The sequence below is a fragment of the Archangium sp. genome (genome assembly GCF_045802675.1).
Classification (GTDB): Bacteria; Myxococcota; Myxococcia; order Myxococcales; family Myxococcaceae; genus Archangium.
Map to the genome: position 1 here is coordinate 60,675 of NZ_JBJMQO010000141.1, position 14,591 is coordinate 75,265.

The 14,591-nt window shown below is 69.0% G+C and carries 8 protein-coding genes; 2 read left to right on the plus strand and 6 right to left on the minus strand.

Annotated elements, in window-relative coordinates; translation table 11 throughout:
- Window positions 1–14: 14 nt before the first annotated feature.
- Both ACJ8AN_RS39140 and ACJ8AN_RS39145 read right to left on the minus strand, forming a co-directional pair.
- Entirely contained in the window at window positions 15–1,277 is a 1,263-nt protein-coding gene (locus ACJ8AN_RS39140; RefSeq protein ID WP_407760727.1) for an adenylate/guanylate cyclase domain-containing protein, read from the minus strand.
- 60 nt (window positions 1,278–1,337) lie between these two features.
- Complete coding sequence (locus ACJ8AN_RS39145) at window positions 1,338–2,036, minus strand: tetratricopeptide repeat protein (protein WP_407760728.1); 699 nt, start codon at window positions 2,034–2,036, stop codon at window positions 1,338–1,340.
- A gap of 80 nt (window positions 2,037–2,116) precedes the next feature.
- Here ACJ8AN_RS39145 and ACJ8AN_RS39150 point away from each other — a divergent pair, with 80 nt between their 5' ends.
- Window positions 2,117–4,519, plus strand: a complete 2,403-nt coding sequence (locus ACJ8AN_RS39150; RefSeq protein ID WP_407760778.1) for an endonuclease MutS2 — start codon at window positions 2,117–2,119, stop codon at window positions 4,517–4,519.
- Between the two features lie 141 nt (window positions 4,520–4,660).
- Here the strand turns inward: ACJ8AN_RS39150 and ACJ8AN_RS39155 are convergent, their stop codons facing one another.
- The 3 genes from ACJ8AN_RS39155 to ACJ8AN_RS39165 form a co-directional block, all read right to left on the minus strand.
- Window positions 4,661–5,884, minus strand: a complete 1,224-nt coding sequence (locus ACJ8AN_RS39155; RefSeq protein WP_407760729.1) for a hypothetical protein — start codon at window positions 5,882–5,884, stop codon at window positions 4,661–4,663.
- A gap of 469 nt (window positions 5,885–6,353) precedes the next feature.
- Window positions 6,354–7,121 carry a hypothetical protein gene (locus ACJ8AN_RS39160; RefSeq protein ID WP_407760730.1) on the minus strand — a complete coding sequence of 256 codons (768 nt, stop codon included), beginning with the start codon at window positions 7,119–7,121 and terminating at the stop codon, window positions 6,354–6,356.
- Window positions 7,122–7,355: 234 nt separating this feature from the next.
- Complete coding sequence (locus ACJ8AN_RS39165; RefSeq protein ID WP_407760731.1) at window positions 7,356–7,835, minus strand: DUF2019 domain-containing protein; 480 nt, start codon at window positions 7,833–7,835, stop codon at window positions 7,356–7,358.
- Window positions 7,836–8,720: 885 nt separating this feature from the next.
- On the opposite strand from ACJ8AN_RS39165, the gene ACJ8AN_RS39170 reads away from it, so the two are divergent.
- A complete protein-coding gene (locus ACJ8AN_RS39170) occupies window positions 8,721–9,116 on the plus strand; it encodes a type II toxin-antitoxin system PemK/MazF family toxin (protein WP_407760732.1) in 396 nt (131 codons plus the stop codon).
- Between the two features lie 9 nt (window positions 9,117–9,125).
- Here the strand turns inward: ACJ8AN_RS39170 and ACJ8AN_RS39175 are convergent, their stop codons facing one another.
- On the minus strand, window positions 9,126–14,417 hold the full coding sequence (locus tag ACJ8AN_RS39175) for an AAA family ATPase (RefSeq protein ID WP_407760733.1): 5,292 nt from the start codon (window positions 14,415–14,417) through the stop codon (window positions 9,126–9,128).
- Window positions 14,418–14,591: the final 174 nt, after the last annotated feature.

The window sequence follows — 14,591 nt, forward strand, 5'->3', positions numbered from 1 at the left end:
TGCCCCCACGACGTTCAATGTCCGAGCTGCTTCAGCGCCTTCTGCGCCGCCTCGCGCGAGTTGCACCCGAGGAGCGGCACGTCCGGCTGCTCGCCCGGACCCCCGTCCTCGGCCAGGTCCTCGAGCTCGCCGCGCGCGGACGTCACCTTGAGATCGCCCAGCGCATCCGCGGCCTTCTCCCGCACGCGGCACTCGGGGTGCTCCAACAACTCGATGAGCCGATCCTCGGCGTCATCACTGCCGGCCTTCACCGCGGTGCGGTAATGGTCCACCGCCTTGCCGGGCGCCTCCAGCGCCTCGAACAGCTGCCCGTACAGCCAGTCCCGCTTCCCCTCGGAGTCCTTCACCTCGGAGATGCGCTTGCGGGCGATCACCACCCGCTCGGCCTTCTCGAGGGGCTCGCTGGCCTTGGCCACGTCCTTGATGGCGGACTCGGCCGGGCTGCCGCGCAGCGCGACGAAGCCGATGCCGAGCAGCAGCACCAGTGCGCCGCCCCCCACCAGCATCCGGGGCGAGACGGGCAGCCGGCGCCCTCCCGTCCTCACCGATTGGAGGGCCGTGCGGGTGCGCTCCACCCACTGCCCGCCGACGGTGGCCGCACGGTTGCCGAAGGCGGCCGCGGTGGCGGCGAAGTCCGTACCCGGCGCGAGCTGGGAGTCGGGGATGCGCGAGAGGGCCAGGTTGCCGAAGGGCGGCTGCTCGTGGGAGAGCGGCGATTCGGCGGCGGGCGACACGTGCACCACGGAGGGCGTGTCCACCCGGTACGGCGCGCGGGGCACGCGGAAGACGCGAATCTTGCCGGGGATGCCCTTGAGCTCGAAGGCGCCCACCTCCTGCGAGGGCACCTCGGCCTTGTTCATGGCCAGGTAGACGGCCTCGGTGAAGTAGACCTCGCCGGCCTCGGCGATGGACTCCACGCGCGAGGCGATGTTGACGGGCTCGCCGAAGACGTCGTTGGACTCGACCCGGACCTCGCCCACGTTGACGGCCACGCGCACGTCGAGCCGCTCGGCGTCGGGCACGCCCCGGTTGTAGTTCCACAGCCGGTCCTGGATGGCCATGCCGCCGAGGACGGCCTGGGTAGGCGACTCGAAGGTCACCAGGAAGGCGTCGCCAATGGACTTGAGGATGCGCCCCCCGAAGGCCTTGAAGACGGGCGCCAGGAGATCATGGTGCGCCTTGAGAAGACGCTGGTTCTCCTCGTGGGTCTGCCGGCTGGTGCGCTCGGTGAAGCCCTTGATGTCGGTGAAAACGATGGCGAGGTTGGCGGTCTTCAATGCGGGCGCAGTGTATGCAGTGGCGCCCTCGAAGCAATCGGACAGGGAATGAAAGGTTCCCTACCGGCGGGACGGGCGCAGGGGCCGCATCTTCTTGGGGGGAGCGGGCGGCTCCAGGCTCGCTCGCAGCTTCGCCGCCAGCCTGGGGCGCCCCGTGCGCTCGTAGAATTCGGCCAGACGGCGGAGGACCAGGGCGTTGGTTGGCTGCTCGCTCTTCAACTGGAGGAGCTCCTTCTCCGCGTCCCCCACCCGCCCCTGCTCCTCCAGGACCCGGACGAGCTGGAGGCGTACCTGGATCCACTCGGGATGCTGGCGGCTGAGCAGGCGGTAATGCAGCTCGGCCTTGAGCCAGTCGCCCAGGGAGGCCCAGAGGCCGGCGAGCCGGAAACGGGCATCCTCGTAGGAGCCTCGATAATAAAGGGCCACCTCGTAGGCCCGGGCCGCTTTGAGAGGTTGGCCGCGCTCCTCCCAGAGGAGGCCTCGGAGGTAGTGGACCCGGGGGTTCTCGGGGGCCACGGCGGCGGCGACGTCGAGGTCGGCCTCGGCCTCGTCCAGGTTTCCCCCCAGCTTGAGCAGCAGGCGGGCCGCTTCCACCCGGGGGAGGGCCTCGGCGGGCCAGACCCGGATGACGGCCTGGACGCCCTCCAGGGCCCCGGCGCTGTCCCCCGAGGCCTCCCGGGCCAGGGCCGCCGTCAGGTCCCCGGGAACGGGCGCGTCCATGGCCGCCACGAGCGTGCCCGCCACCAGTAGCCAGAGCATGGCCGGCAGATAGCAGAGCCCTCCCGGCTCTTACAAAACTTACCTTCCTCTTGACGGCCGACCGGCCGCGCATGAAACCCATGACCGTGCAGATTGCTCAGAGAACGCTCGAGGACCTTGGCTTCGCGGATGTGCTCCGCGCACTGGCCCACCGTTGCCGGACCGAACCCGGGAGGGAGCGCGCGCTCGCCCGGCCGTTCCTCGATGACGAGGACCAGGTCACCGAAGCCCTGGAGCTCGTCGCCGAGGCGCGGCGGCTGGCCCAGGAGCAGTTTTCCCTGCCGCTCGGCGGGGTGACGGACCTGCGCAGCGCGCTGGAGCTGGCGTCCAAGGCAGGCCTGCTGGAGCCCCGGCAGCTCATCGCCTCGGCGCAGCTCTTGTTCGCCTTCGTGCGCACCCGCGAGGCGCTCGAGGAGCGACAGCACGTGGTGCCCCGGCTGGCGGCCATCTCCCGGCGGCTGCCGATGCTCGAGCAGCTGGCGGTGCGCATCGACCGGAGCTTCGAGGCGGACGGGGAGATTTCCGACCGCGCGAGTCCCGAGCTGCGTGAGGCGCGGGATCGCGTGCGCGGGCTGCACCGGCGCATCAAGAGCCAGCTGGAGGAGATGCTCCACGACGAGAACTTCCTGCCGAAGCTCCGGGAGAACTACTACACCATCCGCAACGGGCGGTACGTGGTGCCGGTGGTGTCCAACTACCGGGGCGAGGTGCCGGGCATCGTCCACAACGCGAGCCAGACGGGCCAGACGCTCTTCGTGGAGCCCGAGGCCATGGTGGGCATGGGCAACGACCTGGCCATCGCGCAGTCGGTGGTGGCGGAGGAGGAGCGGCGGATTCTGCAGGAGCTGACGAACCAGCTCGGGCGCGAGTCGGCGAAGGTGCTCGAGGGCATTGCCGCGGTGGCGGAGCTGGACGAGGTGGAGGCGGCGGCGGTGCTGGCCGGTGACCTGCGCGCCTACGCTCCCGAGTTCCGGGGCGTGGACAGCATGGCACTGCTGCGGCTGCGCCATCCGCGGCTGGTGCTGCGCGACACCGAGGTGGTGCCCAACGACGTGGAGATGATGGGCGAGGCGCGGGCGCTGGTGGTGTCGGGTCCGAACGCGGGCGGTAAGACGGTGACGCTGACGGCGGTGGGCCTGTGCGCGCTGATGCTGCGGGCGGGCCTGCCGATCCCCGCGGGCGAGGGCTCGCGGATGCCGCTGTACCGCTCGGTGCACTCCACGGTGGGTGACGCGCAGGATCTGTCGCAGGGCCTGTCGACGTTCAGCGCGCACGTGGTGATGCTGCGCGACATCTCCCTGTCGGTGGGGAAGAACTCGCTGGTGCTCATCGACGAGATCGCGGCGGACACGGATCCTCGCGAGGGCGCGGCGATCGCGATCGCGGTGCTCGAGGAGCTGCTGACGAAGGGGGCGGTGGTGCTGGTGACCACGCACCTGGAGGAGCTCAAGGCGCTGGCGCACCTGGATCCGCGCTTCCTCAACGCGCGGGTGGGCTTCGACGTGAAGAAGATGGCGCCCACGTACAAGCTGCAGCTGGGCGCGGCGGGAGCATCGTCGGCCATCGAGGTGGCGGCGCGGATGGGGCTGCCGGAGCACATCTGCACGCGAGCGCGAGACCTGGCGATGAACGCGGGAGGCGCGCTGGCGAAGGCGCTGGCGGCGGCGGAGGAGCAGCAGCGCAAGCTGCAGGACGAGCTGGAGCGGGCGAAGGCGGAGGCGGAGGAGGCCGAGCGGCTGCGCAAGACGCTGGAGGAGCAGAAGCAGCAGTTCGAGCGCGAGCGCAAGGCGCGGCTGATGCGCTTCAACGAGGAAGTGGCGGCGGCGACGGAGCAGGCGGCGGCGGAGGTGCAGGAGCTGCTGAAGGTGCTGAGGGCGCAGGCGAACGAGAAGGCGGCGTCGGAGGCGAGAACGCAGCTGCTGCAGCGGATGGAGGATGCGAACCAGCGGGCGAAGGCGGCGAGGGCGGAGCTGTTCCAGGTGGAGGCCCCGGCGCCGGCGGATCTGCGGGTGGGCGCGTGGGCGAGGCACTCGGGGCTGAACAAGGACGTGGAGATCCTCGAGCTGAGTGGGGAGCAGGCGCTGGTGGCGGCGGGCATCATGAAGATGCGCGTGCCGGTGTCGGAGCTGTCGGGGACGAGGACGGGGAAGCCGAAGGACGCGAAGTTCCCCGAGCGCAACAAGCAGACGCAGCAGCTCCAGCGGGCGAAGGCGGCGGCACCCGAGGCGGTGGAGGCGACGAACTACCGCTGCGACGTGCGAGGCATGAGGGCCGAGGACGCGCTGTCGGAGCTGGAGTCCTTCCTGGACCGGGGCATGAGAAGCGGAGAGGAATCGGCGCTGATCATCCACGGGCACGGGACGGGAGCGCTGCGGCAGGCCATCCGCGACTACCTGGCGGCCTCACCGTACATCCGGATGTTCCGGCCGGGAGAGAACCACGAGGGCGGCGACGGAGTGACGGTGGTGGCCCTCCGGGCGTGAGCGCGAGGGCGCACAGAACACAGTCGCGCCAGAACCACGGACACAACCCCTCTCCCCTCGGGAGAGGGGCAGGTAGATACTGACTTTACGACCTGTCGTGACCGTGCCATCGTGACCTCCACGCTACCGGAGCGTGGGCGCTCAGCCATAACAGTAGAGCCCGTTCGACCTCTCGTTCCCCTGCAACATCAGCTTGTCCTGCGTCTTCACTGGTTTGAACACGAAGATTGCGTCAAATTGGTCCTGCGCTTCGTACAGGCCCATCAGCTCTTCGATCGCGCTCACGCTGGTATCTCCGTTCAAGTGCCACTCACGGAGCACATGGTCAGGAGCGCCTGGCACGCATTTCGGTGTGATGTGGAAGTAGACGTACGCTTTCGGATCACTGGAACTGATCGTTTGTCTTCCGGTCCGGCGATCCGTCTTCAAGAACGTACGGTGTCCGTGGAGGCGCTTGGCGTCCGGACACTCACGCCGCCACTCGCGGAGCGCATCCATCAGTGCGGCCAGATTCACGAAGCGTAGAGGGCTTCCGCGGGGCGTGATCGCGTCCACGTCCGAATCGATCACTCCCCGCGAGTCCAGCTCGGGACGACCCCCTTGTGCGGAGGCCTTGACGAACGCCGGTCGAGCCTGACTCTTACGCAACGTGAACCGGACGCGGATGTCGCGCGCCAACTCCCTCCACGGGCTCGGCAACGGCTCGCGATTCCCTCCAACCCGAGCGCGATAAGCGAGGAACGGCGCCCCGACATGCTCGTCGAGCGCGGCGGCCAGGAGCGCCTGAACGTGCGGCGCCTCTCCCGGATCGGAGTAGCCGCGCACAGGCTCGAACTGGTACCGCTTCGGGCTCGGGAACGGGAAGCAGTTGAGCGGGTTCAGAGTCAATCGGAAGCGCTGGACCAGATCCGCTTCGGTTTCGCTCGCGAGTCCCCGCGCAGCGTCGATGAGGTGCGCGAGCTTGAGCCCTTCCTCCCGGAAGGGCGCCGCGACCTGCCCCTTTCGAATCCGGCTTCCCAGGGCGGATGTCTCGGTGTCCAACTTCCAAGAGACGGTGAGCACACCGCGTCGGTACAGGTCCTCGAGGTCCCCCTCCGGCACGCTCCCTTCCAGCAGTTCCCGGTAGAGGTGCGTGAGGGTCTCGTTGTCGATCGGGACGAAGCGGCGACGGCCGACCGCAAAGAACTCGCCGCGGGTGGGGCGTTCGGCGAACTTGCGCACCGGGAGAAGCCGGCCGTCCTCCTCCAGACTCGCCAGCCACCGGTCTGCTTCGGCGAGCCGCTCTGGAGCAGGCACGAACTGCATGCAGCGCTGGATCAGCTCGGCGAGATCACCGTCGAAGGCGCCGTTGTCGAATAGTGGCATTCCACACCTGACCTTTCGTCGGAGTAGTCGGAGTAGTCGGAGTATAGGAAGGATGGAAGGCCTGTTGAAGGGTGGCCGGGTGGAGCGGAGGGGCCGAGGATGGCCGCTGACAGGGACCGCCCGAGCAGTGCGCCCGGTCGGTGGAGAGGCCGTATAGCCCCCTTTGGGCACACGCCTGCCCACGCTGCCCTCCAATGTGGCGCGGCACATGCCTGGGCCTGTTGGCTGTGACGGCTTGAGCCTCAACACCACGCGGCCTGGGGTGGCTCTTTTGCCGGGGCCAACCTCACAGGTGCCGTGGGCAGTCCCAGGTGCTCCAAAATCGCTCGCACCCCTCCCCCTTGCTTCAGCCGTGAACAGTGACTCGCTGCCCATCGCGCTCGTGCAGCATCAGCAGCATTCAACGAACTGCGATGCGATAAGCCCGCCCACTTCAACAACCTCTCAGTGCAAGATGAACCGGAATGATTCACGGTGAGAGGGATTGAGGCAGTGGACTCCTCAAGGATACTGGCAGATAGCACTTGCCCTGGTACTCGGCCTGCTCCTTGTGGCACGGCGGACGGCGTGCGAGTTCCACCCAGCAGCCACCGTTGATCGCAACCTCGTCCCGCTCGGTGATGCAGGGCGGCCTGGCCTGGTTCGAGGCGGGCTTGTCGGGGAGCGGGTAGGCAATACCGAGCGGGCTCCGAACCGCACTGTCCACCAAAAATGAGTACGAGAACCCGGCATCCGCTGACTCACTCACGACTGGAACCGGCTGTTGCGGCGTGGAAACACTCGCCACACGGGTTCCCAGGCCCCACCAGAGGCCCCCGCCCAGCACGAGCGCGACAAGGGTCACTGCCGCCAGGGCTATCACCGGAGGGTGCCTCATCCACCGGCCCACGGGCTCGCGGGTCAGGTGGGCACGCATCCGGGCACTGCTCCCCACGGCATCGAGCGCCGCGAGCACCAGGACCAGCACGTTGGCCAACTCCACCAACCTGCCCGAGGCCGGCGCCTGCTCCACTTCCACCGAGAGGAAGGGCGGCATGACCTGAAACGAGACGCGCACCTGCCAGTTCTTCTTGGGCCAGGAGGACCCGGTCCCAGGCGTCATGACCAGGGCCGAGGCACCCGTCTCGACGTTGCGCGCCTCGTGGATGGGGCCCAGTTCCACAGACGCGTGCTTGCACTGTCTGCCGAGTTGGAGCGACCCCAACCTCCTGCCCTTCTTCTTCTCCGTGGACGTCATTCGCTGTCCTCCTTCGTGCTTCCCTACCACGCCCAGGTGGCATCGGTGGAAGCCCGGCGCGCGTATACTACGTCAAACGTCCTTCAAAGTTGGAGAACTTATCAGGTGATGTCAGTCGGGCGGCCCGATCCTCGGGGCTGCGCCAAGTCCTGCACCGGCGTAACGGCCCGTAAGTCCTGGGGATTGGCTCGGTTGCGGTTGCCGTGCTCCCGCGCGTCTCGCCCAAGATCAACATCAACCGCCGGGCTTGTCCCGCTTGTTCCTTTTCCGTCCATCCGTAGAAGCGCGCTCCGTGCGTGAGCGACTGCGCCTGCTGGGCGGTGCCGGACGGGGGGCTTCCGGCTGCCCCGCGGCATCCTCGGCAGGGTCCAGGGCCCAAGTGCCTTCCTCCCAGCGTTTCAGGGCCTCGGAAGCCTCAAAGGGAATCAGTCCTTTACCCTTTGCAGCCTCCTCTAAAACTGCCTTGGCTTCTGCCGTCCGATGCCGGAGCAGAACCGCAGCCGCAGCCGTCCGCACGTCCATGCTCGGATGCGTGAAAAGCACAGCGAGCGCATCCCGCCCCGCATCACCTCTGGAGCGCAATTCCATGAACGCTGCAATGGCCTTCTTTGCGTGTTTGTTTCCGGTCTTCGCGTCTCCCCCAAAAATCTCTCTGGTCTGAGCCTGTGTATGATAGGCAAACTCCTCAACGAGCTTTTCAAGACTTTTCACCATGCTCCATTCCTCACATTGGTAATCGCCCGCAGACCAAATGCGCGCTGCGCTTCGTAAGATTGAGTGCCAAGCCACTGTCGCACGGTCATTGTGCTAGAACCGGTAATTCTCAAGCGAATCCCTGAGTAAAGACGGCTGACATTGGTGTGTAGAGTCTTGTCCAGCGCGGTGATGTTCTCGGTATTCTGTAGGGCCTCGCCTCCAAACCGCTTCACGTTGCCGGGGGTCTGCTCGATGATGTGATGCCACTGCTTCCCCGGCCCCGCTGGGCCCATGGCCGACTTGAAGCCACTGAACGACTTCCACGCCCTGTGCCCGTTGGGGAGGAGCTTGCCCCGACCCGGCGCGGGACTCCCCGCGGCAACACCCCTGGAGGCCATGGCCACCGCCGGAGGCGCCAACACGAGGCGGATGGAGCCCTCGGGCACCGAGACAATGATGCGCTCGGCCCACAGGGCCCCCGGTGGCGCACGCTGTTGCCAGCATCAACGCCGCCAGGGCCAGCGCCCCCACGCGCACGGGCCGCCGTGCTGCCATGGGGCGAGTCTCCACGGAATGGCTAGACATTGCCGCACCTCTGCGGGCGAGCCGCCCGAGCTGGAAGGCCAATAGGTCACCTCGGTGTCGTCGAGGAAGCACGTTGGCAGTCACTCGAGGTGGGCTCAACCCGGGGCCCCCGTACCCTCACCCCGTCCCTCTCCCGGAGGGCGAGGGGTTTTGTCCGTGGTTCCAACCCCTCGACGCCGGACAGGCGCTCGGCCTCACCCTGTCGGCCTCACGGCGTTCGCTCGAGTCACGCCCCGAGCCCCCCGCGCCATGAGAAGGTTGCCTGGAGGCGCGGTAGCGCGCCACGTGGCATCCTCCGGGCCCAGCGAGCGAACGCACATGACGACGGACACCGGAGAACCCACGGGCACACGTCCAGCGCGGATCAACCGTGGAGACGTGTTCTGGCTCGGGCCCGATGACTCGCGAGGGCCTGTCCCGAGCTACTCCCATCCCCACGTGGTGGTACAGGACGACGTCTTCAACCACTCGCGCATCACGACCGTGGTGGTGTGCGCCTTGACGTCGAACCTGCACCGGGCGAGCGAGCCGGGGAATGTCCTGCTCGAGGTGGGCGAGGGGAACCTTCCCAAGCAGAGCGTCGTGGTCGTGTCGCAGATCTCCTCGGTCGACAAGGCCCGCCTGGGTGAACGGATCGGCTCGCTGTCCGCCACGCGGGTGGAGCAGATCCTGGCGGGCCTGCGCTTCCAGCAGGTGTCGTTCTTCGAGCGGTAGCGAGCTGCGTCAGCGCGGCTCGCTGGCGCCGAGCGGCAGTTCGAGAATGGCCGTGGCTCCCCTGCCCGGCCCTTCGCTCTCCAGGCTGACCCGGCCTCCGAGCGTCCTCGCCGCCAGCGCGCTGGAGTGCAGGCCCAGGCCATGGCCGCCCTCGCGCGTGGTGAAGCCCTGGGAGAAGAGCCGCTCGCGGTTCTCGGGGGCGATTCCGGCGCCGTTGTCCACCACGAGGATGCGCGCCATGCCGCCCGTGGCCTCGAGCCGCACGTGCACGCGCCGCTGTTCCTCCGGGAGCCCCTTCACGGCCTTCTTCGCGTTGTCGAGGAAGTTGATGAGGATCTGCAGCACCTTGTGCTTGTCCACGCGCACCGGCGGCAGCGCGGTGAGCGCCTGGGTGATGGTGATGCCATGGCGCCGCAGCGCGGGCATGAGGATGCTCAGGGCATCCTGGACGAGCCCCGAGAGCTCACACTCCTCGGTGACGAGGGTGGTGCTGGCGTAGTTCTGCTGGATCTGCACGATGGCGCGGATGTGCTCGATGTGCATGCCCATCGACTCCAGCCCCTCGCGCAGCGCCGCGTGCTCGCGCAGCAGCTCGTCGGCGAGTCCGGGCAGGTAGTCCAACAGCCGGGTGCCGCGCGGATCCCTCGAGAGGAAGTCCGCCAGCCCGTCGCGGTGTTCCACGAGCAGGCTGGTGGCCTGCTTCAACCGCCCCACGCGCGAGGCGCCCACCGTCTGGCGCAGCACCTGGTGGTTGATGACGGCGCTGGTGAGGACGTTGCCCACGTTGTGCAGCACGTTGGCGGCCACCTCGGCCATGCCCGCCGCGCGGGCCGAGTCCACCAGCCGGGCCTGGGTCTGCTTGAGCTCCCGCGTGCGCTCCTCCACCCGCTTCTCCAGCTCGTCGTTGGCGCGGCGCAGGGCCGTCCTGGCGCGCTGCACGTCGGCGTACAGCCGCGCGTTCTCCACGGAGATGGCGGCCTGTGAGGCGAGGTGGCCGAGCAGGGAGATGCGGGCCGGCGTGAAGGCATCGGGGGCGAGCTCGTTCTCCAGGTACAGCACGCCGCGGAACTCCTCCTGCAGCAGCAGCGGCAGGCACAGCACCGAGCGGGCGCGGCCCCGCGCGAGCCAGGGATCGGCCACGAACGGGTGGGGCTGGGAGGCGTCGCCGATGAGCACGTGCTCGCGCGTCCGCTTGACGTAGGAGAGGAGGGACCAGGGCAGGTGCGTCTCGTCCGAGGAGGAGGTGGAGCCCTCGGAGGCGAGGCCCGAGAGCGCCACGACCTGGAGCGTGTCGTCCTGCTGCAGCAACAGGGCGCCGCGCTGGGCGCCGGCGTTCTGGATGGCGACGCTCAAGAGCGTGGTGGCCAGCCGCTCGAGGACGATCTCCCCGGAGATGGCCTGCTGGGCCTTCACCAGGGTGAGGATGTCCACCCGTGACGAGCTCGTGTCCGAGTCCGCCGTCTCGGAGCCCTCGGAGGAGGCGCGCAGCGGCCAGTGCCAGTCCAGGTGCTCGACCTTGGCGTGGGCCCCCCAGCGCACGTAGGCGTCGCGGGCCTTGCGGGCGTAGGCCTCGGCGAGGGTGGCCACGTCGCGCTCGCGCCAGAAGCGGGCGGCCAGCTCACCCGCCAGGGCCGCCACCTGCACGAAGCCGTGCTCGCGCGCGGCCCGGAAGGACTGCTCGTAGGCGCGCAGGGCCTCCCCCTCGTGGCCCATGAGCCGGGCGAGCTCCGCGGACACCAGCCGCTCGGGGGCCAGGAACGTCGAGGGGCAGTGGGCCGCCCACTCCGCGAGCTGCTGCTGGTGGACGCGAATGGACTCGAGCGCCTGGCGCTGCCGCTCGGGGGTCAGCTCCCCGTGGCAGGCGGCGAGGATCAGCGCGCGGTAGAAGTGCAGGTCCAGGCTCTGCAGCTGGCCCATCACGGTCCCAGCCAGCGCGAAGGACTTCTCGATGGCCTCGAGCGCCTGCGGGGACGCGCCACACAGGAAGCGCGTCTGCGCCTTGGTGAGCCAGTAACAGCACTGCGTGGTGGGCAGGTTGGAGGGCAGCCCGGCCTCGAAGGCCTCCTCGTCGAAACCCTCACCGTTCAGCGAGCCGAACGTGGGCGCGAGGCCCCGCAGCTGCTGGATGTGGCGCTGGGCGACGTGGAGCAGGTCCCTGATTCCCAGGTGGCCCGCCTTGCTCACGAAGTCCAGGCGCGCGACCGACTCCTGGTAGACCTCGTCCAGCGGGCGCCCCAGGGCCAGGGCGTTGGTGACGAGGTGGGAGGCGGCGAAACAGGCGCTCTGGACGTCACTGGCCCGGAGCGAATGTTGGAAGGTCTCCTGGGCCAGCTCCATCGAGAGCGGAAGGGGCTCGGTCCAGCAACTGGTCATCTCCAGCGTGAGCAGCGCCTTGCCTCGCAGGGCCGTCAGGTCGTAGCGCTCCACGATCCCATGGGCGAGCTGGGCGAAGGCATGGCCCTCCCGGTACTTCTTGAAGGTGGAGCCCACCACCATCCCGTACCAGGAGTAGCCATGGACGGACGCCGGGGTGTGGCCGCGCGTCAGGCTGATGGAGACCATCCGGCTGAGGTGGAGGATGAGCAGCTGGGGGCTGAGGAAGTACGCCGGGACGAACAAGGCGCCGAGCACGTTCATCAGCGCCTCCACGTCCGGAGCATCCACCAGGGGCAGCTCGAGGAGACTCGCGATGGGACGCTCCCCCAGCTGGCGCCACACGTCCGCGTTGGCCTGCTCCACCTCCTCCCAGGTGGGGTGCAGCGGCATCGGCATGCCCATGCGCTCCAGGCATTCCAGCAGGCAGGTGGCGGCCTCCTGCATCTCATTGGCGATGACGTGGATCTCCCCCTTGAGCTGGTGGACGGCCGCCAGCTCCGTCCGGTTGCGGGCCCGGGGCAGGAGCTCCGCCACCAGGCGGCGGGCCGCGGCGGAGTTGCCGCTCATGAACTCGCAGCCCGCCTGGGCCAGCCGGACCTCGAAGGCCAGAGCGGGCTCCAGCGCCCAGGGGTCCTCGGAGAGGTGCTGGAAGGCCGCGGCGAAGTAGGCGGCGGCCGAGGGGAACGCCGTCGAGCTGCGCGCCCTCGCCCCCGCCTCGGCGTTCAGACGCGCGGCACGGCGGCACTCCTCGGAGTCGTGGATCAGCTCCACCCCGGCATTGAGCTGGCCCACCACGTCGAAAATCTTCTGGTGCACCTCCTCCGGGGACAGGCTCGCGAGCATCAGCCGGCCGATGCGCAGGTGGATGGCCTTGCGCTCCTGCTCGGGGATGACGGCCTGGGCCGCCTGCTGGATACGGTCATGCAGGAAGCGGTAGTGCTCCGGGCCGGCGCGCATCAGCAGGCCCTCCTGCAACGCGGGCTCCAGGCCCCGCTCCACCTCGGCGGGCTCGTCCAGATCGGAGATGAGGACCAGCATCGCGGTGGAGACGGTGTTGCCCACGCACGCCGCCAGGCGCAACAGCTGCTGCGTCTCGCCGGGCAGCTGGCGCAGCTTGCCCACCATGAACTCGACGACGTTGTCCGAGTAGCCCCTGGCCCGGACGCCCTCCGCGTCCCAGTGCCACGGGCCCTGGGGCGTGCGCACCAGCAGGCCATCCTGGTGGAGCGTCCGCATGAACTGCAGGACGAAGAAGGGGTTGCCGCCGGTCTTCTCGTGGACGAGCGCCGCGAGCGGCTGGACGAGCCCCGCGTCCGCACCGGGCAGCGTATCGGCGACGAGCTGCTGGAGCTCCTCCATGCGCAGCGGCTCGAGCTGCAGCTCGGCGAGCCGGGCGCCCGCCTTGCGAAGCTCCTCCAGCGCGAGCGCCAGCGGGTGGGAGGGGCTGACCTCGTTGTCGCGATAGGCCCCGATGAGCAGCACCGGGGGCGTCTCCGGGTGGGTGAGCAGGTGCTTGAGGAGCCGGAGGCTGGCCGCATCCGCCCACTGCAGGTCATCCAGGAAGAGGACGAGGGGGTGCTCCGGGGTGGAGAACACGCCGAGGAACTTGCGGAACACCCGGTTGAAGCGCTGCTGCGCCTCGGAGGCGGGCAGCTCCAGCACCTCGGGCTGCCGGCCCGCGATGAGCTCGAGCTGGGGCACCACGTCCACGAGGAGCTGCCCCTCCGTCCCCCAGGCCTCGAGCAGCTGCGCGCGCGAGCGGGTCAGCTCCGCGTCGGTGCCCGACAGCAGCTGCTGCGTCAGCCCGCGGATGGCATGCGCCAGGGTGGCGTAGGGGATGTCCTGCTGGAACTGGTCGAACTTGCCGCTGAGGAAGAAGCCGCGCTGGCGCACCACGGGCTTGTACAGCTCGTGCACCACCGAGGACTTGCCGATGCCCGAGTAGCCCCGGACGAGGATGAGCTCGGGCCGGCCGCCGCGGGCCACCCGCTCGAAGCCCTGGAGCAGCTCCGCGGCGTGCGCGGCCCGCCCGTAGAGCCGCTGGGGGAGCTGGAAGCGGCTGGGGTAGTCGTTCACCCCGAGGGGGAAGTCCTCGTGCACGCCCCGCGGCAGGTCCGCCTGGCACCGCTCGAGGTCGGCCTTGAGTCCGTCGGCGCTCTGGTAGCGCTCCTCGGCGACCTTGGCCAGCAGCTTCATCACGAGGGCGCACAGCACGGGGGGCAGGCCCGGCACCCGCTCCAGCGGAGAGGGGGGGACCAGGGCCATATGGGCGTGGAACCACTCGAGCGCATCACGCCCGTGGAAGGGGCGGCTGCCGGTGAGCAGCTCGTAGAGGGTGACGCCCAGCGAATAGAAGTCGGTGCGGTAGTCCACCGAGCGGTTCATCCGCCCGGTCTGCTCGGGGGACATGTACGCCAGGGTGCCTTCGAGCAGCGGGGCGGGGCCCGCGTCCACGTGCTCCACGAGGTGCAGGGAGGCCGAGCCGAAGTCGATGAGGTACGCCTCGCCCGTGGGCGTGAGGATGATGTTGGAGGGTTTGATGTCCTTGTGGATGACGCCGCGCCGATGCAGCTCCGCCAGGGTCGAGGCCAGGGAGATGGCCAGCTTCAGGACGCGAGAAGGCTCGAGGGGCGCGCCGGTGAGCTCGGACAGGGGGAGTCCTTCCATCGTCTCCAGCAGGAGCACCGGGCGCTCCTGGACCCGCTCACAGGCGTGAGGGCGGGTGACGCCCCCCACGCCCCGGAGCCGCTGGAGGATGGCGAACTCCCGCTGGTAGCGCTCGCTCTCACGAGGGCCCGGAGAGGAGGCCCTGGGCGTCTTGAGGATGAGGGGCAGGCCATCCACGTCCCGCACCGCATGGAACAGGAGGTTCGCCCCCGTGGCCTTGATGGCGCCCCGGAGTGTGTAGCCCTGGATCTGCAACATGCGTGGAAGGTCCCCCAGCCCGGCCCCGGGCTTCTGCTCGCGGGGCTTTCCGCCAGGCCATTGAACAAAGGCGCGGCCACGAAACCTACCCCGCTTGAAGCGGTGGGTAGCTGAACGGCTGGTGCTGGGTCGAGCGTTCCCCCGTCCCCGCGTCAGCGTGGCTCGCTGGCCCGA